We start from the raw sequence: 24,740 nt of genomic DNA, 5'->3' as shown, positions 1-24,740 counted from the left end.
CTGTATCGCGCGGAGCGGTCAATGTTCAATCAAAGAGATTGTTATGAAAACAATATACAATTTTATGGGAGTTATCTGAAGTGGCGAAGATCAGGGGCCGGCGCCACGGGGCACGCCCGCCGCGGCCCGGTATTCGTCGGCGATCCGGATCAGCCGCGCCCGGCCGCCCTGCATGATGTTGGGCATGACCACGCTGACCGTCTGTTCGGCCATGCGCCGACGCCGGGGCAGGCCGCGGCCGAAGAGCGGCAGGCGATCGTGAATCCGCGGGTCGATGCGGGTCAGGATCATGGTTGCGATGGGCCAGGACAGCAGCGGCCCGCCGCGGATGCGGACCCGATCCCAGGGGATCGGCTGACGGGAGCCCAGAACCGGCAGGACCAGGCCTTCGGGCCTGAGTTCCATGATCACGCCCCCGCGGCGGATATGGGCGAACATCAGTTTGTAAAGCGCGACTGCGGCCCCTGCCAGAACCAGGAACATCAGCACATGCATGCCTGTCACCGGCTGGCCTCGTGCAGCATTGATCACCAGCCCGAGCGCGGCCAGTGCCGGCACCGCATAAAGGACGGAGAACATGACCACCCGCCACCACGACACCCGGATCAGCCATACCTCGCGGCTGGTGTCGGGGTGTGGTCGGGGGCCGGGAACGAGATATTCGGTCATGCAGCGCTGCTGTCGGCGGCACCGGCCGGGGGCAGCGGCTCGAAGATGCGGGTCTCGAACCCGCCGCCGGGGGCGGGCAGGCGCAGGAACCCCCGGCGGCCCGCCAGGGGCCCGCGGCGCAGCTCGGTCAGTGCGGCATCGAACAGCTGGCGGGGCGCGATCAGATCGATGATCCAGGCGCGATCGCCGCTCTGCCAGTCTTCGGGCTTCAGCCGCGGCTCTGCCCCAAGCAGCCGCTGCTCGGCCTCTTCGGTCAGGAAGGCCCAGCTGGCATAGGCGGCAGCACGGCCGCGGGCCCGAAAGACGCGGATCTGGCGCCTGGCGATTGCCGGCAGCACCAGCCATTCCAGATCTGCCATGCTGAGATGGCGATGGCTGGGCGTGCCGGCCATCAGCAGCGCGATGCCGCCGACCAGGGCGGCCAGCGTTTCGTGACGGTTCTCGGTTTCGTGACGGGTCTCGTCGGTCCCGGCCACAGTCTCTTCGGCGGGGGTGGCATCGGCCGGCGGCGTCGTGGCGGTGGCGTTTTCGTCGACCGTCATCGGTGTCTCCTGGGGGATGCGGCGGCAGGTCAGGCGAAGGCTAGCATCGCGGATCCCGTCAGGCGACAAACTATCGCGCGGCATATTCCGAAAAGGCGAGAGACCTGCAGAACGACATGCATGGCCCGCCATGCTGGCAAGCGTCATGTTGCACGTGCACAATGCGTCCGAGCAGATGCAACCACGGAGCCGTGTCACCATGACCACCACCGCCGTCCCCGGGCCGCTGGCCGGCCGCAAGGGGCTGATCGCCGGCATCGCCAACGAGCATTCGATCGCCTGGGGCTGCGCGAAGGCGTTTCGGGCGCTGGGCGCGGATCTGGCCATCACCTATCTGAACGACAAGGCGCGCCCGCATGTCGAGCCGCTGGCGCGCGAGGTGGATGCAGAGCTGCTGCTGCCGCTGGATCTGCGGGTCGACGGCGCGCTGGAAGCGGTGTTCGAACAGGTCGAGGCCGATTGGGGCCAGCTCGATTTCCTGGTCCATTCGATCGCCTTTGCGCCGGTCGAGGATCTGCACGGCCGGCTGACCGATTGTTCGAAGGCCGGGTTTCTGCAGGCCATGGACGTCTCCTGCTGGTCGTTCATCCGCATGGCGAAGCTGGCCGAGCCGCTGATGAAGCAGGGCGGCACCCTGGTCTGCATGAGCTATTTCGGCGCCCAGATGGTGGTCGATCATTACAACGTCATGGGGCCGGTCAAGGCGGCGCTGGAATGTTCGGTCCGCTATCTGGCAGCCGAACTCGGCCCCAAGGGCATCCGGGTCCATGCGGTATCGCCCGGCCCGCTTGCCACCCGCGCGGCCTCGGGGTTGACCGGCTTCGACGATCTGCTGGCCAAGGCGCATGAAAAAGCGCCGATCTCGTCGCTGCTGTCGATCGAGGATGTGGGGGCGGCGACCGCGCATCTCGCCACCGATGCCGCCCGGCTGATGACCGGTCAGACCCTGTTCGTGGATGGCGGCTACCATATTATCGACTGAACAGCCATATGTTGGGAGAGGACCGGGCCGGTTGCGCTAGGCATGGCCGCCTGCTGCTGGTATGAGAAGGGGCGACGGGGCCGTCGGACTGCGGGATGGCGAGAGCCGCCGCGGCATGACGGTTGAAGCCAGGTCCGCACCACCGATCAGGTTTTGCAGGAGTAGTCCAGCGATGAGCACCTTCGACAACCGCGAGCGCGCCGAAGAAAACCGCTTCGCCCATGACCAGGAACTGGCCTTCAAGGCCCGCGTGAAGCGCGCCCGGCTGCTCGCCGCCTGGGCCGGCCCGCAGATCGGCCGCACCGACATCGCCGCCTATGGCGATGAGCTGATCGATGCCGACATGAAGGAGCCGGGCGACGAGGACATCATCGCCCGCTTGCTGGCCGATTTCGCCGCCGCGAATGTCGAGACCTCGCGCCATGTCGTCGAGATCCAGCTTCAGCGCCTGGGCGAGGAAGCCAAGGCGGCGGTGCTTGCCCAGGGCTGATCGCCCGGGCACCGAGACCGACTTCAGCGAACCCGCCCGGGCCCGGCCCTGGCGGGTTTTCTGCAGTCGGGGGAGGGGCTGCGTCAGATGGTGAGCAGGGCGAAGCCTTCCGAAAGCCCTTCCTCGGGATAGCCCCACTGGCGGGCGACCACGCGGGTCCGGCCGACCCGGTAATCGACATCGTGATGGGTGTGGCCGTGCAGCCAGAGCGCCGGCTCATGCGCCTGCATCAGATCGGTCATGTCCGAGACGAAGGCGGGGGAGAGGGGGCTGCCCGCGAAGCGTTCGGCCACCGAAGCCGCCGCGGGCCCGTGATGGGTGACGACCACGGTCGCCGACGGATCGGAGGCGGCGAGTTCCCGCGCCAGCCAGGCCCGGAAATCCAGATGCAGGCCGCGGGCATCTTCCGGGCTGAACGGGCGGTCGCCCTCGCGGATGCGCTGATGGTCGTAGAGCACCTGGCCCGCCAGATCCATGGCCGTGCCGGCAGCGGCATCGCCATAGAGCCGGTAATCGGTCCAGGCCGTGCCACCCAGAATGCGGACCCGGCGGTCCCGGGCGTCGATGTCGATCGTATCGCCGTCCAGCACACGCAGATTGCCGGCGGCCGTCGCCGCCCGGCGCATCTCCCGGATCAGCGGCGCCCGGTCATGGCCGTAGAATTCGTGATTGCCCGGGATATAGAGCACCGGCAGATCGCCGAAATTCCGGCCGGCCCAGTCGATCCCGCCGGTACCATTGGCGATGTCGCCGGCCAGAATCACCAGATCGGCCCCGGCCTCCCGTGCCGCATCGGCCGTCCGGCGCCCCAGATCGTCGATCGCCGCCAGGGCGGCCTCAGGTTCCAGGCCGGCGCGCTCCAGCCGTCGGCGCCGGACGTCGAGATGAAGGTCCGAGAGAAGGGCGAGGCGGATATCGGTCATCGGGGGAACTCGCGCAGATCGGTGACGGCGCATGATAGCATGGCGCGGGGCCAGGCGGCATGACACAGCCTGGAGAGAGCCGGTACTCGCGGTTTGATGGAAATAATTGACGGGTTGATCCCGTATGATAGCGTGTGCGGATCGAGTGACCTTTTTCGAGCGCCGCCCGTCATGGACACCTTCAATCTCCAGACTTTCGAAGCCTTGGTCGAGATGCACGACTACGGGTTTCACAAGAGCATCCCGATCGAGACCCTGGCCGAGTGGCTGGAGATGGAGTATCGCGAGGCGCTCGAGACCGCCAAGCGGATCGAGGCACTGACCGACTGGCAGCTGGTGATCGGCCGCCGGGGCCAGAAGACCCGGCTGGTGAAGCGCGATGCCACCGCGATCGCGGCCGAGCCGCAGACGGTCGCCGCTTCTGACGCAGCAGCGCCGGCCCAGCCCTTCTACGCCGTCCGCACCCGCACCGGCGGCCCCCGCACGACCGAGACGGTCGAGGTTTATTTCCCGATCCGCCTCGGCCAGAACGTCGCGCTGCGCCTGCCGGCCGATGTGACGCGTGAGGAGCTGGACCGTTTCGCGCTGTTTCTGAAAAGCCTGCCGGTCCGCGAACCGCTCAACGACGACTGACGCATGAAAAAACCCCGCAGCAGCTGCCGCGGGGTTTTCTCTGACGTCTGGTGTCGTGGTCGGGATCAGGCCCGCCCGAACACCCGCCGGAAGATCGTGTCGACCTGCGCCATGTGATAGCCCAGATCGAACAGCCCTTCGATCTCGGCGTCGGAGAGGCGGGCGGTGACCTCGGGGTCGGCCTTCAGCAGGTCGATGAACTGGCCCTCGCCGCGCCAGACCGGCATGGCGTTGCGCTGCACCAGGCGATAGGCATCCTCGCGGCTGACACCCTTCTGGGTGAGGGCGAGCAGCACGCGCTGCGAGTGGACCAGGCCGCCGAGCGCATCGAGATTGGCCATCATCCGCTCAGGGTAAACCACCAGCTTGTCGACCACGCCGGCCAGGCGGTTGAGCGCGAAATCGAGCACGATGGTGGCGTCGGGGCCGATCATCCGCTCCACCGAGGAATGCGAGATGTCGCGCTCGTGCCAGAGCGCCACATTCTCCATCGCCGGAGTGACATAGCCGCGCACCACGCGGGCCAGGCCGGTCAGGTTCTCGGTCAGCACCGGGTTGCGCTTGTGCGGCATCGCCGACGAGCCCTTCTGGCCGGGCGAGAAATACTCTTCCGCCTCGTAGACCTCGGACCGCTGCAGATGGCGGATTTCAACCGCCAGCCGCTCGACCGAGCTTGCCACCACGCCCAGCACCGCGAAGAACATCGCATGGCGGTCGCGCGGGATCACCTGGGTCGAAACCGGCTCGGGCTTCAGGCCCAGCTTTTCGGCCACATGCTCTTCGACCCGGGGGTCGATATTGGCGAAGGTGCCGACGGCGCCCGAGATGGCGCAGGTCGCGATCTCGTCACGCGCCGCCACCAGCCGGGCGCGGGCGCGCTGGAATTCGGCATGATAGCCGGCAAGCTTCAGGCCGAACGTCACCGGCTCGGCATGGATGCCATGGCTGCGGCCGATTGTGGGCGTGTCCTTGTATTCGAAGGCCCGGCGCTCCAGCGCGGCCAGCACCTTGTCGACATCCTCGATCAGCAGATCGGCGGCCTGCTTCAGCTGGACCGCAAGGCAGGTATCCAGCACGTCCGACGAGGTCATGCCCTGATGCACGAAGCGGGCTTCCTCGCCCACATGCTCGGCCAGGCTGGTCAGGAAGGCGATGACGTCGTGCTTCACCTCGCGCTCGATCTCGTCGATGCGCGGAATGTCGAAGGCGCCGCGCTCCCACACCGCCTTCGCGGCTTCCTTGGGGATCACCCCCAGCTCGGCCTGGGCGTCGCAGGCATGGGCTTCGATCTCGAACCAGATGCGGAACTTGTTCTCCGGTTCCCAGATCCGGACCATCTCGGGGCGGGAATAGCGCGGGATCATCGCTGGGCTGTCCTTCGCAGGCGAAACACACGCGAACCGGAGCCGTCCGGCCGCTTCGGGCAGGGTTATAGCCCGTGGCAGCCGCCGGGCAAAGGGCAGATGACCGGGGGCGGGGCCGCGGTGCGCGCAAAGCTGCTGCGCCGGGCGCCGTCGTGGCTTAGTCTGGAGGGCGGCGGCCGTCATGAACATGTCTTGAAGCGGACGACCTTACGAGGTCGACAAGACGCCATGGCCGCCCAATATCCAGAAACGACACCGTATGCACCGGTGTGGCGGGCAGGCTGTGGGTGAGAGGCCCATCGGGTGAGAGGTAGGGGGGGCATGACGGAAGCGACCGCGCAACGCCTGCGTAACGCGCTGGGCTGGCTGGGTTTCCCGCTCGCCGGCATGCTCTGCGGCCTCACCTTCGGCATTCTGGAAGGCAAGGACGACACCTGGATCGCCATGGTCTATGGCGCCGGCGTGGGCGGGGTGATGATCGCCTTCGCCATGGGGCGGCTGTTCCCCAGGGTCAGCCGCTGGCTGCGCGCCCAGGCGGCACCGATCTATGTCGGCGGCACCATGCTGGTCTGGTCGGCGCTCTCCTTCGTCTCCTATGCCGTGATGGGGCTGCTGCTGATGGTGGCGGATCAGTGGTTCGGGATCCTGGCCGGCCATCAGGATCACGGTCCGGTGATGTGGCTGGTGCTGCGCTTCGACGTGCTGCTGTTCTCCATGGGCGTGTCGGCCGTGGGCGGCCTGCTGTTCCGGATCCGCGACCTGATCGGTACGCGGGTGTTCCTGGCCCTGCTGGTCGGCCGCTATCATCGCCCGACGCGCGAGGAACGTATCTTCCTGCTGGTCGATGTCGCCGGCTGGACCAGCACTGCCGAACGGCTGGGGGAGCTGGGGGCGACCGATTATCTGGGCCAGATCCTGTTCACCATGGGCTCACCCGTGCGCCGCAACCGGGGTGCCATCGACCGCTATGTCGGCGACCAGGCGATCATTTCCTGGAACATCAGCTGCGGCGCGCGCCAGGCCGCGCGTCAGGCGGCCCGGGCGATCACCTGCACCTTCGACATTCTGGAGGCGGTGGAGCGGGCCGGTCCGGACTTCATCCGTCGTTTCGGCGAGGCGCCGCGCGTCCGGGCGGTGATGCATGTCGGTACCGTGGTGGTGGCAGAGCTGGGCGATGCCAAGCACGAAATCGCCTTCATCGGCGACACGATGAACACCGCCGCCCGGCTTGAAGGCCTGGCCAAGACACTGAAAGTGCCGGTGCTGGTGTCCGAAGCGGTGCTGGCGCTGGCACCGCTGCCGGCTGGGGTCGATTCTCGGCCGTTGGGCGCGCATATGCTGCGCGGCCGGACCGAGACGGTCGATGTCTATGAACTCTCCCGCCCGGCACAGCGCCCGGCCCGTGCACCCACCGAGCCGCCGGCAAGGGCGGTGCCGCAGCTGGCGGTCGACGTTACCCCGGCGGAGTGAGGCTCCGTTCAGAGCAACCCCAGGGCCTTGAAGCTTTTATAGCTGCGCCGGCCGATGATGATGTGGTCGTGGACCGAGATGCCCAGATGGCGCGCGGCCTCGACCAGGCGGCGGGTCAGGTCGATATCGGCGGGCGAGGGTGTGGGGTCGCCCGACGGGTGGTTGTGGACCAGAATCAGTGACGAGGCGGCGTGTTCCAGCGCCCGCTTCATCACCTCCCGCGCATAGACCGGCGTATGATCCACCGTGCCCTGCTGCTGGACCTCGTCGGCAATCAGCCGGTTTTTGCGGTCCAGGAACAGCACCCGGAACTGCTCCACCCTCAGATGGCCCAGATCGGCCATCAGATAATCCATCAGCGCCTGCCATGACGCGAACAGCGGCCGGTCGATGACCTCTTCGCGCATGGAGCGGATCTTCAGCCCCTCGGCCAGCTTGATCTGCGCCAGCACCGCAGGGCCCACGCCCTCTACGGCCTTCAGCCGGGCCGGCTCGGCATGCAGCACGTCGCCCAGGCTGCCGAAGGTCTGAAGCAGGCGCTTGGCGATCGGCTTCACGTCGCCGCGCGGAATGGCGGCGGCGATCAGCAGTTCCAGCAGTTCATAATCGGCCAGCGCATCGGCGCCCCGCTCCAGCAGCCGGTCGCGCAGGCGCTGGCGATGGCCGTGGTAATGGGGCTTCGCGGTTCCGCTTTCGGGCGCCTCGGGCAGCGCCGGCCGGGCGACCCGGCCCGAGGCCTCGTCCAGGCCGGGCGCCGATCTCCGCACCGGGCCCGCCTCCTGCCACCAGGGCATGGATTCCACGTCCAGCACCGGCGGCTGCGGTGCGGCCGAGGCTGCCTCAGGCACCTCTTCGGCGGGCCGCGCCGCCGCGCGCGCGATCATGTCGGCGGCGCGGGCGAAACCGGTCACCGGCGCCGCGGCGGTCTGGTTCGGGTCGGGGCGGCGCCGGTCGGTCATCGCGATCGTGGATCCCCCGCGGGTGCCGTGGTCAGGCGGCGATGTCGGTGCGATAGGGCGGCCGGTCGAGGCCGAGGGGGGAGCCGGTGAAGATCTCGTAGCCGGTCTCCGTCACCGCCACCGTGTGCTCGAACTGGGCCGAGAGCTGGCGGTCGCGGGTGACGGCGGTCCAGCCGTCGGACAGGATCTTCACGTCGGGCCGGCCCAGATTGACCATGGGCTCGATGGTGAAGAACATGCCCGGCTTCAGCTCTTCGCCTTCGCCACGGCGGCCGTAATGCAGCACATTGGGCTGGTCGTGGAAGACCCGGCCGATGCCGTGGCCGCAGAAATCCCGCACCACGGAGCATTTCTGCTTTTCCACGAAGCTCTGGATGGCATGGCCGATATCGCCGAAGGTGGCGCCCGGCTTCACCGCCGCGATGCCCAGCATCATCGAGTCATAGGTGATCTCGATCAGCCGCTCCGCCTTGCGGGAGATCTTGCCGACCGGGAACATCCGGCTGGTATCGCCGAACCAGCCGTCCAGGATGACGGTGATGTCGATGTTGATGATGTCGCCTTCGACCAGCGCCTTCTGATCGGTCGGGATGCCGTGGCAGACCACGTGGTTGACCGAGGTGCAGATCGACTTGGGGAAGCCCCGGTAGTTCAGCGGCGCCGGGATGGCGCCATGATCGAGGATGAAGTCGTGGCACAACTGGTCGAGGCGTTCGGTCGTCACTCCCGGTTGTACATGCGGAGTGATGAAGTCGAGGACGTCGGCGGCCAGACGGCCCGCCTTGCGCATGCCCTCGAAATCCTCGGGCGCGTGGATCTTGATCATCGTTTCCTGCTTTCCCCCGGCGTCATCCGCCGGACCGAACCGGGTGCTCTGCGCGACCGGGTGTTCTGCGCGATGGCTGCTTTGACTGCATAGATATTACACCAGCGGCCATCCGGCAATCGCGGGACATGCGCGTTTTCGTGACGTCGGTCATCTGCCGCTTGCAGAGCCGGCGACCGGCAGCAGCCCCGTGAAGCCGATGCCCCGGGGCGTGGCCTCGAAGCCGAGTGCCAGAACCCCGACCCCGGCCGCGCGGGCGGCGTCCAGCGCCGCGGCATAGGCCGGGTCGATATCGGCCGCGACGTCGACGCGCGTCGCATCACCGCGCATCACCGCATAGATCAGCATGGCCCGGGCGGCGCCGCTCTCTGCCAGCGCTGCCAGTTCCGCCAGATGGCGGGCGCCGCGGGCGGTGCGGGCGTCGGGAAACTCCCCCAGCCCCGGCCTGCGTGACAGGGTGACCGATTTCACCTCGACATAGACCGGCAGCCCGCCCGACCCCGGGGCCGGGTCGACCACAAGGTCGACGCGTGAGGCCTGGCCATAGCGCACCTCGCGGCGGAGCGTCGCGCCGTCACCGCCGAGGCCCGGAACCAGCCCGGCGCGGATCACATCCGCAACCAGCCCGTTGGCGCGGCCGGTGTCGACGACCACATGGGCGCCGCCTGCCACTTCGACCAGCACCCAGGACAGCGGCAGCTTGCGCTTCGGATCGGCCGAGCGCTGCAGCCAGATCCGGGAGCCGGGCCCGGCAAGGCCGGCCATGCTGCCGGGGTTGGCGACATGGGCGGTGGTTTCCGTGCCGTCCTCGAAGACGATATCGGCCAAAAAACGCTTGTAGCGCCGCACGAGACGCGCAGGTTCCAGCGGCGGCGTGAAGACGAGGCCGGGATGGTCGGTATCGGAAAGGGCCGCCATCGGCCGGGGCAGGGTGTCGGTCATGGCGTCAGACTAGGCGCGGGCCTGCCATGGCGCAAGCGGTCGCCGGATGGCCTGCGGACTGGAAGCCTGCGGCGACCGCGGTCATAATCGCGGCCGAACGCCATCGATCGGTCGGATGTGTGACGGGGACGAGCATGAACAGGCGCGGTTCGGGAACACAGATGCCGCGGCGCGCCGTGGTGACCGGGGCGGGCGGCATGCTCGGCCGGCACGTGGTCGCGCGGCTGACGCAGGATCCCGGCTGGGCGGTCACCGCCTTCATTCGCACCGAAACCCCGGCAGAGGCGCGCGGCTGGCTGAACGCCCGGGGTGTGCAGCTGATCGAGGCGCCGCTGACCGATGCCCATGCCATGGCGGCGCAGACGCCCGATGATACCGATGTCTATGTGCATCTGGCGGCCGACACCTCCACCGACCCGCGCGACAGGGCCCGGCAGTGGCAGACCAATGTGGCAGGCACCGCGGCGGTGGCCGAGGCGGTGCTGCTGACCCGCGTCCGCCGGCTGGTCCATGTCTCTTCGGCCTCGGTCTACGGCTTCGATCGCCGGCGGGTCGACGAGCATTGCCCCAAGGTCGGGGCCGATCATCCCGTGGGTTACGTGGCGAGCAAGGCGGCTGCGGAAGAGGCGGTGCAGGATGCGATCGCCCGCGGCGTGGATGCGGTGATCCTGAACCCGGGCCATATGCTGGGCGCCTGGGACCGGCACAACTGGGCCGGGCTGATCCGGCTGGCCGCCCGCGGCCGGCTGCCGGCGATCCCGCCCGGCGGCGGCAGTTTTGCAGGCGCCGCCGCGGTCGCCGATGCCGTGATTGCCGCCGCCGATCGCGCGATGATCGGTGAGAACTATCTTCTGGGCGGGCCCGAGGCGAGCTATCAGGAGCTGATCCGTCGGGCCGGCGACATTCTGGGCCGGCGGCTGACCGACCGGGTGGCGCCGCCCCGGCTGCTGATGGCTGTGGCGCAGACGCTGGGCCTGGTCTCGCGGCTGACCGGCCTGCGTCCGACCATCACGCCCGATGCGGCGCGGATCACCTGCCACATGGTCGCGATCGACAGCGACCGGGCGAAGCGCGACCTGGGATATGCGCCGCCGCCGCTCGACAGCATCCTGCGCGAGACCATCGACTGGCTGATCCAGGCTGGCGAGATCGACGCGCCATCTTCAAGCACGGGACCCGTCCGATGACCGAGACCACCCCCACCCCGTCCATTGCCGCCGACACCAGCCCCGCCACAGGGGGCGGCTCCCGCACCGCCGCGGTGCTGGTCATCGGCAACGAGATCCTGTCGGGCCGGACCCAGGACGTGAATGTGCGGATGATCGCAACCAAACTCGCCCCGGCCGGCATCCGGGTGATCGAGGTGCGGGTGGTGCCCGATGTCGAGGCCGAGATCGTCGACGCCATCCACGCGCTGGAGGCCAAGGCCGATTACGTCTTCACCACCGGCGGCATCGGCCCCACCCATGACGACATCACCGCCGAGGCGGTTTCCAAGGCGATGGGCGTGCGGCTGATCCGCCATCCTGAGGCCGAGCGCCGGCTTCAGGCCTATTACCCGCCCGACAAGCTGACCGAGGCGCGGCTGCGCATGGCCAACACGGCCGAGGGCGCGACGCTGATCGATAATCCGGTCTCGATCGCCCCCGGCTTCCGGATCGGCAAGGTCCACGTGCTGGCCGGTGTGCCGCAGATTGCGGCCGCGATGATGGACAATGTCGTGCCCACGCTTGAAGGCGGGGCGGTCACCCGCGCCGTCACCCTGGTGGTCGACGGTGCCGAAGGCGAGATCGCCCAGCGTCTGGGCGAGGTTCAGGGCCGCCATCCGACCGTCGAAATCGGCTCGTACCCCGCCTTCCGCGGCGGCAAGCCCTCGGTCAGCCTGGTGCTGCGCGGCACCGACGATGCCGAACTCGATGCCGCCGAGGCGGATCTTTCCACGGTGCTGGGCGAGATGGGCGTTCCCATCCTCTTCCGGGAAGGGTAACGAGATGGCACCCGGAGGTACTGGACAGTGAAAGCCATTCCCGGTATTGGTGCGTCCGCAGCGCACGGGTTACAATGTGCCTACCCTCGCGCGCGGACGTGGCGAAACCGGTAGACGCAGCGGACTTAAAATCTGTTTTGTCAAGTCCTTCCTGCTAGAACTGCCGAGCCAGAAGGTCAATAGTGACAACGGTTTGCGGGCATCCGAGCTGTAGCTTTGCAGCTAGGCTTGACGGCCAGGGGCCAGCTAGGCGCCAGTAGATGGAGGTAGGTGTTTTCAGTGTGTTGAGCACTACGCCCGAGCGGTGAAATCGGTAGACACAAGGGACTTGAACAATTTGAGCCTTCGGGGGGAAACGCCCGAAGTGAAGCCCGTCAAAGTCGGCGAACGCCCTGGATGCTTTTGCATCCGAGCCAACGCCGAGCCAAGCCCAAGCTACAGCTTGGGAAGGTGTAGAGAGCAGACGGCGGGCACCTACGGCCGCAAGGCTATGGTGAAGGCGTGCTCCAGACCACGAACGCCCTGCGTTGAGCAGGGCGGCGGCGAAAGTCGAAGTGGTAAGAAAATCCCTCGCCGAAAGGCGTGCCGGTTCGATTCCGGCCTCGGGCACCAATCCAGAGCCGCCCCTGTTCACGCAGGGGCGGCTTTTCCGTTCTTGGGCTGTGTGCGCTTGAATCCCCGATCCCCCACCATGAACGCCTCCAGCATGTGCGGGATCAGCGTCACGGCATCGACCGCCTCGCCATACGCCTGCGCGTGCAGCGCGGCGTAGCGGTCGAGGTCGGCTTTCAAGCTGGCCGGGCAGGCAAAGGTCAGTTTGACGCTTTCGGTCTTGGGCAGCGGCCCGAGCCGCAGCTTCTTGGTAGTGCTCATTGCGAAGCTCCCCGATTGAAGAACAGCGGCTGGTACGGCCGCAGCACCAGATCCCGGTTGACGATGATTCGCACGGGCAGACCAGGCCGCTCGGTCAGCGTCGGCTGGATGTTCATGTTGCGTCGGGTGATCTCCTGGCCGACCTGATTGATGCTGTCCTGGGCGCTGTCACGCCCGGCAATGACGATGCGGTTGCCGTCCTGGCGGTTCTCTGGCGCGGCCAGCTCTGCGCCGACGCCCAGCAGCGTCGTCAGCACCGCACCGGCAAAGATGCGGTTCCAGTGCCAGTCCACGTCATCCTCCAAGCCCGCGTAGCCGGCCGGGTCGGTGCCGACAAGGTTGTCGAGCGTCAGCGAGGACGTGTCGGGCAGGATGATCCGGTTCCACACCACCTGCACGCGGCTCTGTCCGTAGCTGACCTGGCTGTTGTAGCGCCCGAGGATGCGCGACCCCTGCGGGATCAGCAGGAACTTGCCGGTGGCTGTGTCATAGACCGGCTCCGTCACAGTGCCGATTACGTCGCCCGGCAAGTCCGACTTGATGCCTGTCACCAGCGCACCGGCGATCACCGTTCCGGCCATCACCTGATACGGCGACGCGGGCAGCGCCAGATTGCCGGAATTGCGGGTTTCCGTAGAACCGGCTTTCAGGAACGACTCTTTCTGGTCTTGCCGGTTCTGCACGGCGGTCGGGTCGGCGGGCTGGGCCGCCGTCGAGGCAGGCCCAGCAGCGAGCGGATCGAAGGCCGCAAGCGTACTTGAAGCCCCCGGCGCTGCCTGCGCGACCGTGGCGGCGGTCTGCCCTTGGCCGCCCGAGCGGAAGAACACCGACGAGGCCGCCGCCGCGTCCGCCTCCTTGCGTAAGGCATCTTCGGGATCATGGCCTGGCGGCGAATAGCCCGGCGTCACCGGCTGCTGCGAAGCGACGATGGCCGGGCCAAGGTCGCCGGGCAACGGCGGCCCCAGCTCGGGCACATCGGGCGGTAAGGCTGGTGGCAGCTTCGAGTAGTCCGTCGGCAGCGCATCCAGCCCTTCGGACTTCGAGACGCGATCGACGTTGTAAAGCTCGGTTTGCTCGCCCGTACCGCGCCGCTGCGGTTGCAGCGACCAGATCGTGGCCCCAAGGACGGCGACCGACAGGCCGCCGACGAGGATGGCAAGCGTGCGCCGGTTCAGGCGAGTGACCGGACGCGGCTGGGCGCGCAGCGCCACCGCTTCCGGCGCGACCTTGCCTGCCTGCGGCGTGGCGAGGTCGGGGGTGTCGTCTTGGCTCATGGTCAGTTCCTCCGCGCAACGCCGTCCGTGCGCTCAATTCGCACCACGTCGCCCTTGTCCCCGCCCAGGCGCAGTTCGGCGGCACCGAACAGCCGATCCACGATGTAGTACGGCGAGCGGAAGCGGTAGTTGACCAGTTGCCCGTCGCCTTCCGGCCCGATCACGAACAGCGGCGGCAGCTCGCCTTGCGCGATGCCGGCGGGGAACTGGATATAGACCTTCTGCCCGTCGTCGAAGGCGCGCAGCGGCTTCCACGGCGGGTTGCTACCGCTGACCGCGTAGCGGAAGCGCAGGTTTTCCAGCGACAAGCCGGAGTCCACCGGCGCGGCGGCGCTGGCCGCCTGCGCCTGGCGCTGTAAGGCCAGCATCCGGTCACGCGGATACTCCCAAGAAGCCGACGCCATCCACGTCTTTTCCGTCGAAGCCAACTCCAGCAGGTACGTCCTGCGGTTGGTGGTAATGACGAGATTGGTCTTGAGGCCTGAGCGGATCGGCTTGACCAGCACATTGACGCGCAGGTCAGCACCGCTGCCGCTCGACGTATCGCCCACGATCCAGCGCACGGTATCACCAGCGGCCACCGTCACCAGCTCCTCGCCCGGCTGGAGCGAAATCACGGTCACGCGGCCCACGGCCGCATAGACCTGATAGAGCGCGCCATCGGTGAATGGCCACACCTGAATTGCGTTGACGTAGCCCTCGCGCGTGGGCGCGACGCGGGCCTCTGCATTGGCGCGCGAGACGCGCACCTTCTCGTCGGCTGGCTCCGGCGTGGGCTTGGCGTCCTCGGCTTCGGGCAATGGCTTCAACTGCGCCGGCATCGGCAGCACCTCGGGCACCGCCACCACCTCCACCGGCGCGGGTGGCTCGGGTAGCGGCTGGGCCTGCACCGGCTCATCGAGCGAGATGGTCGGCGGTGGCTTGCCCTGCGTGGCGCAGCCCGCCAGGGCAAGCAAGATCACCGGCAAGGCGGATTTACGGAAAAGATCATTCATGGCTTGGCTCCTTCGGAAGAATCCAGTTCGCGGCTCCACGACAGGCCGTTGACGTAGATGCCCAGGGGGTTCTTGCGCAGGCGTTCTTCGATGCGCGGCGGCTGGAGCACGATGGACACCACGGCCGTCCACCTCTCCAGGCCCGCCGCGGCGCCGTTGACGTAGCGGCGCTCCGTCCAGCGCACGTTGAAAGACGTGTCGCTGGCGCGCACGACGCTGGTGATCTGCACCGTCACCGACTCCTTGCCGATGCGCGCGAACGGGTCGTTGACCCGTGCGTAGTCGTTGAGCACGGCCGCGCCCTTGTCGGTCGTGTAGTCGTAGGCGTCGAGCCAGTTCTGGCGGACGACGATGGGGTCGATGGACAGCGAACGCACCAGCGTCACGAAGCGCGCGATGTGGTGCGCGGTCTGCGCATCGTTGGGCCGGTACGGCGTGGCGGCCTCGCCCACGGCGCGCACCTGGCCCGCGTTGTCCACCTCCACGACGTAGGGCGTCACGAAGGACTGCGCCGAGCGCCACACCAGGCCGCCGGCCATCAACAGCGCGAGCGTCAGGCAGCCGAAGGCCATCAGGCGCCAGTTCTTCGCCTGCACGCGCGGCGAGCCGATACGGTCGTCCCACACTTGGCCGGCAGCTTGGTACGGCGTGGCAGGCTGCGGCGTGTCGGCATAGCGCACCTGCGGTTTCTTGAATCGCATGGTCAGTTCTCCTTATGAATCGGAATCGCGCAGGCTCGGCCCCTGGCCGGAGCCGCCGCCATCGCCACCGCGCAGCGCGTGGGCGGTGGTGGTCGCGGCGTGGGTGAGTTGCTGGCGGCGATGCAGCCGCTTGGCCCAAGCGGGCTGTTCCTGTGTCTGCGCCGTAGCGGCGCCGGATGCGGCCTCGCCTGCGGCACCCTGACCGGATGCCGCACCCGCGCCGCCATCGGCAGCAGAGCCATTCCAGCCAGCGCGGAAGGGAGCGGCCATGCGTTGCCCGGCAGCGGAAGCGCGGGATGCAGCGCCTCGCCCGGCTGCCTGCGCGCCGGTCTTGGCGACGTTGCCCAGGCCCACCATCGCGCCCTTTGCGCCGCCGCCAGCGGCGGCGGAACCGGCCTGGAACGCCGACTTCGCACTGCTGGGCGCCGACGTGGCGGCGCGCGCACCGCTACCGGCCAGCTTGGCGGCAGCCGGGGCCATGCGCGCACCAGCAGCCACGGCGCCACCCACGCCCGTCGCGGCGGCGCCGATGGCGACGGCCGTGCCGGCAGCGCCGACAGCAGCACCGGCCATTGCGCCCGCGCCGAGCTGCGGCGCACCGGAGACGAGGCCCGTGGCGATGCCGGGGCCGAAGATCCCTAGCGCCAGCAAGGTGAGCGAGGCCAGCATGATGACCAGCGCGTGGTCAATAGACGGCTCGGCGGGATGGACTTGGAACTGAGCGAACAAGCCCGAGCCGATACCGACGATCACGGCCAGCACCAGAACCTTGACGCCGGAGGCCACCACGTTGCCCAAGACCTTTTCGGCGAGGAACGCGGTCTTGTTCCAGAGCGCGAATGGCACCAGCACGAATCCGGCGAGCGTGGTCAGCTTGAACTCGATCAGCGTGATGAACAGTTGGATCGCCAGCACGAAGAAGCACAAGACCACGACCAGCCACGCGAGGAACATCACCACGATGGGGTCGAGGTTCACGAACACTTCGGGAAAGCCCGCCATCTCGCCGATCTGCTCCAGAATCGGCGCCCCGGCGTCGATGCCGGTTTTCGCCAGCCGGCCCGGCTGCAAGAAGTTCTCCATCGTGATGGCCGAGCCGGTGGCGGTGATGCCCAATCCCGCAAACGAGCGGAACACGATGCTGGCCAGCCAGTTGAAGTTATTGATGATGTAGGCGAAGGCACCGACGTAGAGCACCTTGCGCAGCAGCTTGGCGATCACGTCCTCGCCCTGGCCGGTGGCATGGCTCATGGCCCAATACAGGCCGGCGATCGTCATGTCGATGACGATCAGCGTGGCCGTGAGGAACGCCACTTCGCCCCGCAGCAGCCCGAAACCCGAGTCGATATAAGCGGCAAAGGTGTTGAGGAATTGGTCGATGATGGTCACGTCATTCATGGCGTGTCCTCCGGTTCGGCGGGAACGGCCGGCGCCATGCCATCGGCCGGTTCCTCGAAGCTCGGCGGGATCGGCGGCAGGTCGGCCAGCGTCTGGTATTCATCCGGCCCGGCCTGGCCGGAGAAGAAGCGCCGCCGGAAGGCTTCGGCGGCGGCACGGCAAGCGTCCTCGCCCGTGGCCTGCCGGTCGGCCGCGCATTGCGCGCGCAATGCCTTCAGCCGCACGGGATCGGCGGCCAGGGCATCGGCAAGGTGGTCGGCCGGCTGCTCGCCGCAAGCGGCCAGCAGCGCGACACACAGGACGAGGACGCATCGCATGGCGGCCTCCCGTCAGTTGCCGTAGAAGTTCACGGACTGCGGCGTGTACGGCGTGCCGTCGCCGAGGAAGCGCCGCCGCACCTCGCGGGCGCGCTCCGTGGCTGCCGCCTGCCGCGCCAGCTCCAGCGACGCCGCCCGGTCTTGCGTGATCTGGAGCCGCTGCGACTGGATCGACTGCTTGGCCTGCAAGGCCAGCAATTGATTCATGGCCTGCATCGCCTGCAACGCACCTTCGGCCGACTGACTCTTGCCCACAAGATCGGCCAGCACGCTTTCGTCTTCGCCCAGGTTCTGCGACACCTGCGCCTGCATCTGCATGGTGGTCTGCAAGCCGTTGAGCGTGTTCCGCCAACGCTCCTGCGCGTCGCGGTACATCTGGTCGCCGCTGACGGTGGCGGCGTACTGCTCGGGATACAGGCGCGCGAACTCCCGATCCAGATTCGTCACGTCGTAGGCCAAGCCCCTGGCCTGGGCGATCAGCCGCTCGGTCGTTGCCAGATTGGCGCGCAACTGGTTCACCACGCTGGACGGCAGGCTGGCGAGGTTGCGCGCCTGGTTCATCAGCATCTGTGCTTCGTTCTGAAGCTGCTGGATCTGGTTGTTGATCTGCTCCAGCGTGCGGATCGCGGTTAGCGTGTTCTGCACGAGGTTCGTCGGATCGACCACGACCCATTGCGCATGGGCGGTGGCGGTGCAAAGCATGGCCGCGATGGCGGCGGCGATAAGGCGCTTTTTCATGACAGGTTCTCCAGGGGTTGGTCAGCGAGGGAGCCCGGCGCGAGGCCGGGGAACGAGGGCAGCAGGTCGGCCGCCCAATCGAGGCCGCGATGGCGCAGCCAGGCGCCCGCGAAGCCGGGCACGCCGGCGTCCAGCAGCACGCGGTCTATGTCGCGCTGGTCTTGCGGCGTGGAAGCGCCCGCAAACGCCAGAGCCGCCGGCCCCAGGTCGAGGTCGAACAGGCGGTTGCCGAGGCGGGATTGGTAGTAGTAGTCGCGCTTGGGCTGCGCGGTGGCGACGATTTCGATCTGCCGCCTGTTGAGGCCGAAGCCCTCGTAGATCGTGCGAATCTGCGGCTCGGTCGCCTGCGGGTTGGGCAAGAAAATCCGACTCGCGCAGCTCTCGATGATCGCGGGCGCGATGCTCGAATCCTTGATGTCGGCGAGGCTCTGCGTGGCGAAGATGACGCTGACGTTCTTCTTGCGCAGTGTCTTGAGCCACTGGCGGATACGCGCGGCAAACACCGGGTCATCGAGGAACAGCCACGCTTCATCGAGGATCAGCAGCGTGGGCGCCCCGTCGAAGCGTTCATCGAAACGCGCAAAGAGGTAATGCAGCACGGCCATGACGGCGGCCTTGCTGTGCATCAGCTCCTCCATCTCGAAGCACTGCACGTCGGCCATGCCCAGCCGGTCGTGGTCGGCGTCCAGCAGCTTGCCGTGGGCGCCACCCAGCACATAGGGCGACAGCGCTTGTCGCAGCGTGTTCGATTGCAGCAGCACGGAAAGTCCCGTCATCGTGCGCTGCTCCGCCGGCGCACCGGCGAGACTTCCCAGCGCCGACCAGATAGCCGCCTTCTCGTCGGGGCCGATCGCCACGCCTTCGTGCAGCAAGCGGCCTTCGATCCATTCGGCGGCCCAGGTGCGGTAGCCCTCACGGTCGATGCGCGCGAGTGGCTGGAAGGCGATTTCGCCATCCGTGCCCAGGTCGTAGTGTTCGCCGCCCAGGCCGAGGATGGCGGCCCGCATGGAGCGGCCCATGTCGAAGGCGAAGATGCGCGAGCCGCGATAGCGGCGAAATTGCATCGCCAGCGTGGCGAGCAAGACCGACTTGCCCATGCCGGTCGGCCCCGCGACCAGCGTGTGGCCCACGTCGCCGATGTGCGTCACCAGCCGGAACGGCGTGGCGCCGTCGGTGCGTGTCACGATCAGCGGGGGGCCGTCGAGGTGTTCGTTCTTCTCCGGCCCGGCCCATACCGCCGACACCGGCATCATGTGCGCCAGATTCAGCGTCGAGACGATGGGCTGGCGCACGTTGGCGTAAGCATTGCCGGGGAGCGAGGACAGCCAGGCATCCACGGCATTGAGCGTTTCAGGGATGGTGACGAAGCCCCGACCCTGGATGACGCGCTCCACCATGCGCAGCTTCTCGTCTGCGACGGCGGCGTCCTCGTCCATGACGGTGACGGTCGCCGTCAGATAGCCGAAGGCGACTTGATCGCTGCCCAACTCCTGCAAGGCGGCGTCGGCATCGGCGGCCTTGTTGTTGGCGTCGGTATCGACCAGCGGGCTTTCCTGCTGGAAGATCGTTTCGCGTAGCAGCGCGATGACGTTCTTGCGCTTGGCGAACCACTGGCGGCGCAGGCGGGAAAGTTCTTTTTCCGCCTCGGCTTTGTCGAGGCAGAGAAAGCGCGTACTCCAGCGGTACGCAAAACCGAGGCGGTTGAGGTCGTCCAGAATCCCCGGCCAGGTCGAGGTCGGGAAGCCCCGCACCGACACCACCCGCAGGTGCTGATCGCCTAGCATGGGCGCCAGGCCGCCGATCAGTGCGGAATCGGTGAGCAGCGCGTCGATGTGGAACGGCACTTCGGGCACGCCCACGCGATAGCGCCGCGTCGAGATGGTCGCGTGCAGGTAGGTCAGCGTCTGCGCGTCATCGAGCCAGTCAATTTCCGGCATCACGCCGTCGAGCAGGTCAAAGACGCGATCCGTTTCCGCGACGAAGGCTTGCAGCCGCTCGCGCCAGTCCACGCCATTTGTCGGCGTGTTCTCGTAGAGCATCTTGGCTGCACGAGCGCGGGATTCCTCCGGCGGCAGGTACACCAGCGTCAGGTGATAGCCGCTCTCGAAGTGATGGCCGGATTCCTCAAACGCGGCCCGGCGTTCTTCCTCCACCAGCCACGAAAGCGGCTCGGGAAACTCCGAGCGCGGATAGTCGGCGGCCGCATGGCGCTCGGCTTCGATGAATAGCGCCCAGCCCGATCCCATGCGGCGCAGCGCGTTGTTCAGTCGCGCCGACGTGGCGATCAGTTCGCCTTGCGTCGCGCTGTCGAGGTCAGGCCCGCGAAACCGGGCCGTGCGCTGGAAACTGCCGTCCTTGTTCAAGACGACGCCCGGCGCGACCAGTCCGGCCCAGGGCAGCCAGTCGGCCAGCAAGGCCGGGCGCTGGCGGTATTCGGCGAGATTCAGCATCGCGGCGTCCTCCCCTCAAACATCCAGCAGCGGCTTGTGTTTGATGTGGCGGGCGAACACGGCCATGAACTGCGGATCAAGGTGCGCGCCCCAGACCGCCAGCGAATGGCCGACGATCCAGAGCACCACGCCCGGTATCCACAATTGCAGGCCCAGCCCGACAGCGGCGGCCAGCGTGCCGTTGGCGATCGCCACGGTGCGCGGCGCACCGCCCAGCAGAATCGGCTCGGTCAGCGAGCGATGCAGCGGCACCTCGAAGCCGGCGGCGAAGGTGTCCGGGGCACTCATACGACGGCCCCGCCGGAGAAGCTGAAGAACGACAGGAAGAAGCTAGAAGCGGCGAACGCGATGGACAGGCCGAAGACGATCTGGATCAGCTTGCGGAATCCGCCCGACGTATCGCCGAAGGCGAGCGCGAGGCCCGTGGCGATGATGATGATGACGGCCACGATGCGCGCCACCGGCCCCTGGATGGATTCGAGGATGGATTGCAGCGGGCCTTCCCACGGCATCGAGGAACCGGCGGCCTGCGCGGTTCCGGCCAGGAACAACAGCAGCGCGGCCAGCAGCAGCCCTTGTCCCGCAGGACGGGCCAGGCAGCGCAGCCGCGCAAGACGCAAAGCCGGATTTGCAGAAAAACGGAAAGCAGGAATGGTCATCTGCGTCATGGCAGTTCTCCAAGTGAGTCAGGGGATGGGGAAGTCGCCGCAGCAGGTGCGGCATCGGGAAGTGGCTGAAGCTCGGGAAACGGCGTTTCCAGCGCGTCCGCCAGTTGGTAGCCCACTCCGTCGAAGCTGACGACACGGGCGATGCTCTCGATGCGGCGCTTGCGCCCGCGTCCGGCGATGTGGATCACCACGTTGACCGCCTCGGCGATCAGCGCACGGGGCGGATTCACCGCCACTTCGAGAATCAGTTGCTCCAGGCGCAGCAGCGCGCCGAGCGCGGAGCCGGCATGGATCGTGGCGATGCCGCCGGGGTGGCCCGTGCCCCATACCTTGATGAGATCCAGCGCCTCGGCGCCGCGCACTTCGCCAACGACGACGCGATCAGGCCGCAGGCGCATGGACGAGCGAACCAGCTCGGTCATCGACACCACGCCTGCGCGCGTGCGCAGGGGAACGTGGTCACGGGCCGCGCATTGCAGCTCCACCGTGTCTTCGAGCACCAGCACGCGGTCGCCCGTGGCGGCAATCTCGGCCAGCAGCGCATTGGCCAGGGTCGTCTTGCCGCTGCTGGTAGCGCCGGCGATCAAGACGTTCTGCCGCTCGCGCACGGCGCGAACGAGAAAGCCCGCTTGCGCGCTGGTCATCATCCCGTCGATGACGTACCGCTCCAGCGGAATGACGCCGATGGCGCGCTTGCGCAGCGCGAAGGCTGGCCCTGGCGCGGCAGGCGGCAAGATGCCCTCGAAGCGTTCTCCCGTTTCCGGCAACTCGGCCGACAGCAGCGGTTGGCCGCGATGCACCTCCGCTCCGACATGGGCTGCCACGAGGCGGATGATTCGCTCACCGTCCGCTTCGGACAGTTCCACGCCCATCGGCGCCCGACCACTGGAAAGCCGATCCACCCAGAGGGTGCGATCGGGATTCAGCATCACCTCCACCACGTCCGGGTCTTCGAGTGCCGCGGCGATCAGCGGCCCCATCGCCGTGCGCAGCATCTGGATGCGGCGGTCGAGCGACGTGGCGCTCATGGACTGCGGAACGGCGCTCATGACGCACGCTCCTGCGCTTGCGCGGCTGCCGCCGCGTCTTCCATCCGCATCGGGTCGGGATGCAGTTCTTCCACCACGTCGCGCACCAGGCTGCGCCCGCGCAGCAGGTGCCGGCCCAACTGTTCAACGAACTGCTCGAAGCGCGCTTTGCCTTGGGCGCGGGCGGCCTCTTGGTGCGCCTCGGGGACTGGCGTGCTGACCGTGAGGTAGTAGCGAATGAACAGCGCCAGTGTCTCGATCTGGATGTTCTGGTCGCGCTCCAGGCGTTCGGTTTGGCGCGACAGGCGATCCAACCGCTTGGCGAGGGCCGCCTCGCGCTGGTCGGCGGCATCGGGCGACAGCCAGGACGCCAAGGCAGCGGCGACGATGGACGACTTGGACACGCCTTTCATGGCGGCCAGCTCGTCCAGGCGCTTGGCGTGCTCTGGCTGGATGAATAGGTTGAGGCGGTAGTGGCTCATAGCTCGATTCCGTCGTTGGGGTCGAGGGAAGCCAGCCGCGCCGTGCGCTGCATGGCCGGGTCAAGCTGGCGAGGAAGGGGAAGCGGCAGGTCGTCGTCGTCATCGAGCAGCGCGAGGTCGGCAGTCGGCACGGCCAGCTCGGGGGCGTAAGTGACGGTTTCGGAGAGTTCGGGTTGGCGGCGCGGGCCGCCGTCATCCGTGGAACCCAGGCCATCGGCGGATGCCGTGCCCGGTGCGGCGGGCACGGCGGGAACCGCCAACCCGCTCCAGTCGTCGGGCCGCGATGGCGGCGCGTCTGCGTACTGCCCGCCCGCCAGTACGGGCGGCGACAGCACGCGACGCTTGAAATTGCCGTCCGCGTAGTAGCGCAGCTTCTTCGCCTTGATTGGCGCGACGCTGGACACCATCACCACCGCCTCGTCGGGCGGAAGCTGCATCACTTCGCCCGGCGTCAGCAGCGGGCGCGCGGTTTCCTGGCGCGACACCATCAGGTGGCCCAGCCACGGCGCGAGCCGATGGCCCGCGTAGTTGCGCTGGGCGCGCAGCTCGGTGGCCGTGCCCAGCGTCTCGGAGATCCGTTTGGCGGTGCGCTCGTCGTTTGTGGCGAACGTCACGCGCACATGGCAGTTGTCGAGGATGGAGTGGTTTTGCCCATACGCCTTGTCGATCTGGTTGAGCGACTGCGCGATGAGGAAGCTGCGGATGCCGTAGCCCGCCATGAAGGCCAGCGCCGTCTCGAAGAAGTCCAGGCGCCCCAGCGCAGGGAACTCATCGAGCATCAGCAGCAGCTTGTGGCGGCGCGCGATGCCATCGGAGCCATCGAGCGATTCGGTGAGGCGCCGCCCGATCTGGTTGAGGATCAGGCGAATGAGCGGCTTCGTCCGCGAAATGTCCGAAGGCGGCACTACCAGATACAGCGATACCGGATGTTCGGCAGCGATCAGGTCGGCGATGCGCCAGTCGCAGCGTGAGGTGACTTCGGCCACCGTAGGGTCGCGGTACAGGCCGAGGAACGACATGGCGGTGCTCAACACGCCGGAACGCTCGTTGTCCGATTTGTTGAGCACTTCGCGCGCAGCCGATGCGACTACCGGATGCGGGCCATCGCCGAGGTGCGGCGTGGTCATCATCCGGTGCAAGGTCAGCTCGAACGGGCTAGCCGGGTCGGAGAGGAAGTTGGCGACGCCACGCAGCGTCTTGTCCTCGCCGGCGTAGAGCACATGCAGGATCGCGCCGACCAGTAGCGCGTGCGAGGTCTTCTCCCAATGGTTGCGCTTCTCCAGCGCGCCTTCGGGATCGACCAGAATGTCCGCGATGTTCTGAACGTCGCGCACTTCATGCGCGCTGCGCCGTACCTCCAGCAGCGGGTTGTAGGCGGCCGACTTCGCATCGGTGGGGTTGAACAGCAGGCAATGCGAGAAGCGCGAACGCCAGCCGGCGGTGATCTGCCAGTTCTCGCCCTTGATGTCGTGGATGACGGCCGATGCTGGCCAGCTCAACAAGGTGGGCACCACCAGGCCCACCCCCTTGCCCGAGCGTGTGGGCGCGAAGGTCAGGACGTGTTCCGGGCCTTCATGCCGCAGGTACTGGCGATCGTGCTGGCCCAGGAACACGCCGGCAGGCTGTGTGAGGCCAGCCTTGCGAATGTCCTGCGCGTTCGCCCAGCGTGCAGAACCGTAGGTGGTGACGAGGCGCGCTTGGCGCGAGCGCCAGACCGACATGGCGATGGCAACGCCCACGGCGACCATGCCGCTGGCGCCGGCAATGGCGCCGCCGGTGTCGAAAACCTCCGGCGCATAGGCACCGAAGAAGAACCACCACTCAAACAGCTTCCACGGGTGGTAGATCGGCGTGTCAAGAAGATCGAACCAGGGCGAGCCAAGGCGTACTTGATAGCCAAGGGTGGCTGCTGTCCATTGTGTGGCGCCCCACACGCCGGCGATCACGATGCCGAACACCACGGCGATCTGACCGAACAGCACGTTCGTCCCTTGCATGACCTGGCCTCCGATTTCTCCTGCGCTGTTTC

General features: G+C 67.5%; 26 protein-coding genes. 6 read left to right on the top strand and 20 right to left on the bottom strand.

All coding sequences use genetic code 11. From position 1 onward, the window contains the following. Positions 1-90: 90 nt before the first annotated feature. Positions 91-669: a hypothetical protein gene (locus tag CMO28_RS01545; RefSeq protein WP_296708551.1), complete on the bottom strand. Its 579-nt coding sequence runs from the start codon at positions 667-669 to the stop codon at positions 91-93. Beyond that, positions 666-1,211 carry a toxin-activating lysine-acyltransferase gene (locus CMO28_RS01540; RefSeq protein ID WP_296708549.1) on the bottom strand — a complete coding sequence of 182 codons (546 nt, stop codon included), beginning with the start codon at positions 1,209-1,211 and terminating at the stop codon, positions 666-668. Before CMO28_RS01540 ends, CMO28_RS01545 begins: the two co-directional genes overlap by 4 nt. 199 nt (positions 1,212-1,410) lie before the next feature. On the opposite strand from CMO28_RS01540, the gene fabI reads away from it, so the two are divergent. Then, positions 1,411-2,193 (top strand): enoyl-ACP reductase FabI, encoded by a 783-nt coding sequence (gene fabI, locus CMO28_RS01535; RefSeq protein ID WP_296708546.1) that lies wholly within the window; start codon positions 1,411-1,413, stop codon positions 2,191-2,193. A 172-nt stretch (positions 2,194-2,365) separates the two neighbouring features. Then, positions 2,366-2,683, top strand: coding sequence for a DUF1476 domain-containing protein (locus CMO28_RS01530; RefSeq protein WP_014745770.1), 318 nt, complete (start codon positions 2,366-2,368; stop codon positions 2,681-2,683). A gap of 83 nt (positions 2,684-2,766) precedes the next feature. On the opposite strand, the gene CMO28_RS01525 is transcribed toward CMO28_RS01530, so the two are convergent. After that, a complete protein-coding gene (locus CMO28_RS01525; protein WP_296708537.1) occupies positions 2,767-3,606 on the bottom strand; it encodes a metallophosphoesterase in 840 nt (279 codons plus the stop codon). A 171-nt stretch (positions 3,607-3,777) separates the two neighbouring features. Between CMO28_RS01525 and CMO28_RS01520 the strand changes: the two genes are divergently transcribed. After that, positions 3,778-4,239: a hypothetical protein gene (locus CMO28_RS01520; protein ID WP_296708535.1), complete on the top strand. Its 462-nt coding sequence runs from the start codon at positions 3,778-3,780 to the stop codon at positions 4,237-4,239. Positions 4,240-4,304: 65 nt separating this feature from the next. On the opposite strand, the gene purB is transcribed toward CMO28_RS01520, so the two are convergent. Further along, positions 4,305-5,603 carry an adenylosuccinate lyase gene (purB, locus tag CMO28_RS01515; protein ID WP_062768407.1) on the bottom strand — a complete coding sequence of 433 codons (1,299 nt, stop codon included), beginning with the start codon at positions 5,601-5,603 and terminating at the stop codon, positions 4,305-4,307. Between the two features lie 321 nt (positions 5,604-5,924). On the opposite strand from purB, the gene CMO28_RS01510 reads away from it, so the two are divergent. Continuing rightward, positions 5,925-7,073 carry an adenylate/guanylate cyclase domain-containing protein gene (locus CMO28_RS01510; RefSeq protein WP_296708531.1) on the top strand — a complete coding sequence of 383 codons (1,149 nt, stop codon included), beginning with the start codon at positions 5,925-5,927 and terminating at the stop codon, positions 7,071-7,073. 8 nt (positions 7,074-7,081) lie between these two features. Here CMO28_RS01510 and radC read toward each other — a convergent pair whose 3' ends face one another. The 3 genes from radC to sfsA form a co-directional block, all read right to left on the bottom strand. After that, complete coding sequence (gene radC, locus CMO28_RS01505; RefSeq protein ID WP_296708528.1) at positions 7,082-8,032, bottom strand: RadC family protein; 951 nt, start codon at positions 8,030-8,032, stop codon at positions 7,082-7,084. 31 nt (positions 8,033-8,063) lie between these two features. Next, positions 8,064-8,858 (bottom strand): type I methionyl aminopeptidase, encoded by a 795-nt coding sequence (gene map, locus CMO28_RS01500; protein ID WP_296708525.1) that lies wholly within the window; start codon positions 8,856-8,858, stop codon positions 8,064-8,066. A gap of 150 nt (positions 8,859-9,008) precedes the next feature. Beyond that, positions 9,009-9,800, bottom strand: coding sequence for a DNA/RNA nuclease SfsA (gene sfsA / locus CMO28_RS01495; protein ID WP_296708523.1), 792 nt, complete (start codon positions 9,798-9,800; stop codon positions 9,009-9,011). A gap of 161 nt (positions 9,801-9,961) precedes the next feature. Here sfsA and CMO28_RS01490 point away from each other — a divergent pair, with 161 nt between their 5' ends. Continuing rightward, positions 9,962-10,987 (top strand): NAD-dependent epimerase/dehydratase family protein, encoded by a 1,026-nt coding sequence (locus CMO28_RS01490; protein WP_296708521.1) that lies wholly within the window; start codon positions 9,962-9,964, stop codon positions 10,985-10,987. Further along, entirely contained in the window at positions 10,984-11,787 is an 804-nt protein-coding gene (locus CMO28_RS01485; protein WP_296708518.1) for a competence/damage-inducible protein A, read from the top strand. The genes CMO28_RS01490 and CMO28_RS01485 overlap by 4 nt, the downstream gene beginning before the upstream one ends. Before the next feature lie 630 nt (positions 11,788-12,417). Here CMO28_RS01485 and CMO28_RS01480 read toward each other — a convergent pair. The 13 genes from CMO28_RS01480 to CMO28_RS01420 are packed head-to-tail and all read right to left on the bottom strand — an operon-like array spanning position 12,418 to position 24,708. Next, complete coding sequence (locus tag CMO28_RS01480) at positions 12,418-12,660, bottom strand: DUF2274 domain-containing protein (RefSeq protein WP_017677045.1); 243 nt, start codon at positions 12,658-12,660, stop codon at positions 12,418-12,420. After that, entirely contained in the window at positions 12,657-13,934 is a 1,278-nt protein-coding gene (locus tag CMO28_RS01475) for a TrbI/VirB10 family protein (RefSeq protein ID WP_017677044.1), read from the bottom strand. The genes CMO28_RS01480 and CMO28_RS01475 overlap by 4 nt, the downstream gene beginning before the upstream one ends. Positions 13,935-13,936: 2 nt before the next feature. After that, a complete protein-coding gene (gene trbG, locus CMO28_RS01470; protein ID WP_005304503.1) occupies positions 13,937-14,929 on the bottom strand; it encodes a P-type conjugative transfer protein TrbG in 993 nt (330 codons plus the stop codon). Then, a complete protein-coding gene (trbF, locus tag CMO28_RS01465) occupies positions 14,926-15,630 on the bottom strand; it encodes a conjugal transfer protein TrbF (protein WP_017677043.1) in 705 nt (234 codons plus the stop codon). The genes trbG and trbF overlap by 4 nt, the downstream gene beginning before the upstream one ends. Before the next feature lie 12 nt (positions 15,631-15,642). Beyond that, on the bottom strand, positions 15,643-17,028 hold the full coding sequence (gene trbL, locus CMO28_RS01460; protein ID WP_017677042.1) for a P-type conjugative transfer protein TrbL: 1,386 nt from the start codon (positions 17,026-17,028) through the stop codon (positions 15,643-15,645). Next, positions 17,025-17,345 carry a hypothetical protein gene (locus tag CMO28_RS01455; protein WP_017677041.1) on the bottom strand — a complete coding sequence of 107 codons (321 nt, stop codon included), beginning with the start codon at positions 17,343-17,345 and terminating at the stop codon, positions 17,025-17,027. Before CMO28_RS01455 ends, trbL begins: the two co-directional genes overlap by 4 nt. Positions 17,346-17,357: 12 nt before the next feature. Next, positions 17,358-18,083 carry a P-type conjugative transfer protein TrbJ gene (trbJ, locus tag CMO28_RS01450; RefSeq protein ID WP_017677040.1) on the bottom strand — a complete coding sequence of 242 codons (726 nt, stop codon included), beginning with the start codon at positions 18,081-18,083 and terminating at the stop codon, positions 17,358-17,360. Continuing rightward, the gene (gene trbE, locus CMO28_RS01445) at positions 18,080-20,533 is read right to left on the bottom strand and encodes a conjugal transfer protein TrbE (protein ID WP_017677039.1); all 2,454 of its coding nucleotides are present in this window, start codon (positions 20,531-20,533) and stop codon (positions 18,080-18,082) included. The genes trbJ and trbE overlap by 4 nt, the downstream gene beginning before the upstream one ends. A gap of 15 nt (positions 20,534-20,548) precedes the next feature. Further along, complete coding sequence (locus CMO28_RS01440; RefSeq protein WP_017677038.1) at positions 20,549-20,821, bottom strand: VirB3 family type IV secretion system protein; 273 nt, start codon at positions 20,819-20,821, stop codon at positions 20,549-20,551. Next, complete coding sequence (locus CMO28_RS01435) at positions 20,818-21,201, bottom strand: TrbC/VirB2 family protein (protein ID WP_003103996.1); 384 nt, start codon at positions 21,199-21,201, stop codon at positions 20,818-20,820. Before CMO28_RS01435 ends, CMO28_RS01440 begins: the two co-directional genes overlap by 4 nt. Next, positions 21,198-22,250, bottom strand: a complete 1,053-nt coding sequence (gene trbB / locus CMO28_RS01430; protein ID WP_017677037.1) for a P-type conjugative transfer ATPase TrbB — start codon at positions 22,248-22,250, stop codon at positions 21,198-21,200. Before trbB ends, CMO28_RS01435 begins: the two co-directional genes overlap by 4 nt. Further along, positions 22,247-22,711, bottom strand: a complete 465-nt coding sequence (locus CMO28_RS01425; protein ID WP_017677036.1) for a ribbon-helix-helix protein, CopG family — start codon at positions 22,709-22,711, stop codon at positions 22,247-22,249. Before CMO28_RS01425 ends, trbB begins: the two co-directional genes overlap by 4 nt. Then, a complete protein-coding gene (locus CMO28_RS01420; RefSeq protein WP_017677035.1) occupies positions 22,708-24,708 on the bottom strand; it encodes a conjugal transfer protein TraG in 2,001 nt (666 codons plus the stop codon). Before CMO28_RS01420 ends, CMO28_RS01425 begins: the two co-directional genes overlap by 4 nt. Positions 24,709-24,740: the final 32 nt, after the last annotated feature.

Origin of the sequence: Tistrella sp., from assembly GCF_002684955.1 — a bacterium.
GTDB lineage: Bacteria > Pseudomonadota > Alphaproteobacteria > Tistrellales > Tistrellaceae > Tistrella > Tistrella mobilis.
The sequence above is the reverse complement of the archived record's forward strand: the minus strand, read 5'-3'. Positions and strand labels throughout refer to the sequence as shown.

What these genes read in the sequence shown, in the direction of transcription:
- CMO28_RS01545 (WP_296708551.1), bottom strand. Translation starts at nt 669, where the DNA reads ATGACCGAATATCTCGTTCCCGGCCCCCGACCACACCCCGACACCAGC.
- CMO28_RS01540 (WP_296708549.1), bottom strand. Translation starts at nt 1,211, where the DNA reads ATGACGGTCGACGAAAACGCCACCGCCACGACGCCGCCGGCCGATGCC.
- fabI (WP_296708546.1), top strand. Translation starts at nt 1,411, where the DNA reads ATGACCACCACCGCCGTCCCCGGGCCGCTGGCCGGCCGCAAGGGGCTG.
- CMO28_RS01530 (WP_014745770.1), top strand. Translation starts at nt 2,366, where the DNA reads ATGAGCACCTTCGACAACCGCGAGCGCGCCGAAGAAAACCGCTTCGCC.
- CMO28_RS01525 (WP_296708537.1), bottom strand. Translation starts at nt 3,606, where the DNA reads ATGACCGATATCCGCCTCGCCCTTCTCTCGGACCTTCATCTCGACGTC.
- CMO28_RS01520 (WP_296708535.1), top strand. Translation starts at nt 3,778, where the DNA reads ATGGACACCTTCAATCTCCAGACTTTCGAAGCCTTGGTCGAGATGCAC.
- purB (WP_062768407.1), bottom strand. Translation starts at nt 5,603, where the DNA reads ATGATCCCGCGCTATTCCCGCCCCGAGATGGTCCGGATCTGGGAACCG.
- CMO28_RS01510 (WP_296708531.1), top strand. Translation starts at nt 5,925, where the DNA reads ATGACGGAAGCGACCGCGCAACGCCTGCGTAACGCGCTGGGCTGGCTG.
- radC (WP_296708528.1), bottom strand. Translation starts at nt 8,032, where the DNA reads ATGACCGACCGGCGCCGCCCCGACCCGAACCAGACCGCCGCGGCGCCG.
- map (WP_296708525.1), bottom strand. Translation starts at nt 8,858, where the DNA reads ATGATCAAGATCCACGCGCCCGAGGATTTCGAGGGCATGCGCAAGGCG.
- sfsA (WP_296708523.1), bottom strand. Translation starts at nt 9,800, where the DNA reads ATGACCGACACCCTGCCCCGGCCGATGGCGGCCCTTTCCGATACCGAC.
- CMO28_RS01490 (WP_296708521.1), top strand. Translation starts at nt 9,962, where the DNA reads ATGCCGCGGCGCGCCGTGGTGACCGGGGCGGGCGGCATGCTCGGCCGG.
- CMO28_RS01485 (WP_296708518.1), top strand. Translation starts at nt 10,984, where the DNA reads ATGACCGAGACCACCCCCACCCCGTCCATTGCCGCCGACACCAGCCCC.
- CMO28_RS01480 (WP_017677045.1), bottom strand. Translation starts at nt 12,660, where the DNA reads ATGAGCACTACCAAGAAGCTGCGGCTCGGGCCGCTGCCCAAGACCGAA.
- CMO28_RS01475 (WP_017677044.1), bottom strand. Translation starts at nt 13,934, where the DNA reads ATGAGCCAAGACGACACCCCCGACCTCGCCACGCCGCAGGCAGGCAAG.
- trbG (WP_005304503.1), bottom strand. Translation starts at nt 14,929, where the DNA reads ATGAATGATCTTTTCCGTAAATCCGCCTTGCCGGTGATCTTGCTTGCC.
- trbF (WP_017677043.1), bottom strand. Translation starts at nt 15,630, where the DNA reads ATGCGATTCAAGAAACCGCAGGTGCGCTATGCCGACACGCCGCAGCCT.
- trbL (WP_017677042.1), bottom strand. Translation starts at nt 17,028, where the DNA reads ATGAATGACGTGACCATCATCGACCAATTCCTCAACACCTTTGCCGCT.
- CMO28_RS01455 (WP_017677041.1), bottom strand. Translation starts at nt 17,345, where the DNA reads ATGCGATGCGTCCTCGTCCTGTGTGTCGCGCTGCTGGCCGCTTGCGGC.
- trbJ (WP_017677040.1), bottom strand. Translation starts at nt 18,083, where the DNA reads ATGAAAAAGCGCCTTATCGCCGCCGCCATCGCGGCCATGCTTTGCACC.
- trbE (WP_017677039.1), bottom strand. Translation starts at nt 20,533, where the DNA reads ATGCTGAATCTCGCCGAATACCGCCAGCGCCCGGCCTTGCTGGCCGAC.
- CMO28_RS01440 (WP_017677038.1), bottom strand. Translation starts at nt 20,821, where the DNA reads ATGAGTGCCCCGGACACCTTCGCCGCCGGCTTCGAGGTGCCGCTGCAT.
- CMO28_RS01435 (WP_003103996.1), bottom strand. Translation starts at nt 21,201, where the DNA reads ATGACGCAGATGACCATTCCTGCTTTCCGTTTTTCTGCAAATCCGGCT.
- trbB (WP_017677037.1), bottom strand. Translation starts at nt 22,250, where the DNA reads ATGAGCGCCGTTCCGCAGTCCATGAGCGCCACGTCGCTCGACCGCCGC.
- CMO28_RS01425 (WP_017677036.1), bottom strand. Translation starts at nt 22,711, where the DNA reads ATGAGCCACTACCGCCTCAACCTATTCATCCAGCCAGAGCACGCCAAG.
- CMO28_RS01420 (WP_017677035.1), bottom strand. Translation starts at nt 24,708, where the DNA reads ATGCAAGGGACGAACGTGCTGTTCGGTCAGATCGCCGTGGTGTTCGGC.